The sequence below is a fragment of the uncultured Campylobacter sp. genome, from assembly GCF_938045625.1.
In the GTDB taxonomy this organism is placed as follows: Bacteria; Campylobacterota; Campylobacteria; order Campylobacterales; family Campylobacteraceae; genus Campylobacter_A.
The window spans coordinates 1-1,117 of the sequence record NZ_CALIAV010000089.1; the positions used below are offsets into that span (position 1 = coordinate 1).

At 45.8% G+C, this 1,117-nt stretch carries 2 protein-coding genes; one reads left to right on the forward strand and one right to left on the reverse strand.

The annotated features are described in order from the left end of the window. Positions 1–205 (forward strand): hypothetical protein (locus Q0386_RS08410; protein WP_299029727.1); only part of this gene is annotated, 205 nt, incomplete at its 5' end. An 82-nt stretch (positions 206–287) separates the two neighbouring features. Here the strand turns inward: Q0386_RS08410 and Q0386_RS08415 are convergent. Then, positions 288–1,117: FAD-binding protein (locus tag Q0386_RS08415; RefSeq protein WP_299029731.1), on the reverse strand; the 830-nt coding region annotated here is incomplete at its 5' end.

The window sequence follows — 1,117 nt, forward strand, 5'->3', positions numbered from 1 at the left end:
TAGCATAGATGCGCACAAGGCGAGAAACGCTTTATGTTTCATGCGAATTCCTTTCGGATGTCAAATTTACAAATTTAACTGCAAATTCGGCTTTAAATTTAAAAGTATCGCAAGCCGAATTCTCGAATTTAATCTTAAATTTAGCCTGCGATACGAAATAATATTTGCAAGTATTTCGAGGCGATTTTTGGGGTTGCGCGGCTAAAATTTTGCGCAGGCTAGACAAAATAGTCTGCCAAGCAAAATTTTAGCAAGCTCCGCAAAAAGCGTCCGAAAGACGCCGCAAATTAGCCTATATTCTCACCGGCTATCATACCAAACGTTAGACAATCTGCGATCGCCACGCTACCTAAGCGGCTAGCTCCGTGTACGCCGCCTGTGATCTCGCCTGCGGCAAATAGTCTTGGAATCGGCATCTCTGTTTGTAGCGAGATAACCTGAGCTTTGGTATTGATGTCGATACCGCCCATAGTGTGGTGGAGTTTTGGCGTACCGCGCATAGCGTAGAATGGCGGTTTAGAGATATCTACGCCGTTTGTAGTGGTTTTATCCATAGGTTTGCCAAAGTCCTCGTCTTTGCCCGATTTAACGAAGCTATTATATCTCTCGACGGTCTTTTTAAGCTCTGCGGCAGGGATTTTATAAAAAGCCGCTAGTTCGTCTAGAGTTTCAAATTTCTTTAGTACGCCTGATTCTAGCGGTTTAGTGTAGTGTTCAGGTATGACCATGTTTTTTACGCCCTCGCTATCGCAGAAGTTGATAGGATAGATATTTGCTTTTGCGTCGATTACTTTAAACATAGCTTGAGAGCGAGTGCGGCGGTCCGCTAGCTCGTTCATATAGCGTTTGCCGGTTCTTGGATCGACTGAAATTCCGTAGCGGAAGCTTCCGTTTACGTTAAACATAGAGCCAACGCCAAAGCCTTTTTCATCAGGGCATGCCCATGGACCGAATTGTATCCAGCTTAGCTGCACTGGAGTTGCGCCGATTCTAAACGCCTCTTTCATAGCGCCTGCGGTTGCGCCCGGGTGGTTGGTGCTATCTGTGGTAGGCAAGATAGACGGATCTTGGACTTGTCTAAAGAATACGTCGCGGCAAAATCCACCTGCTGCTAGTA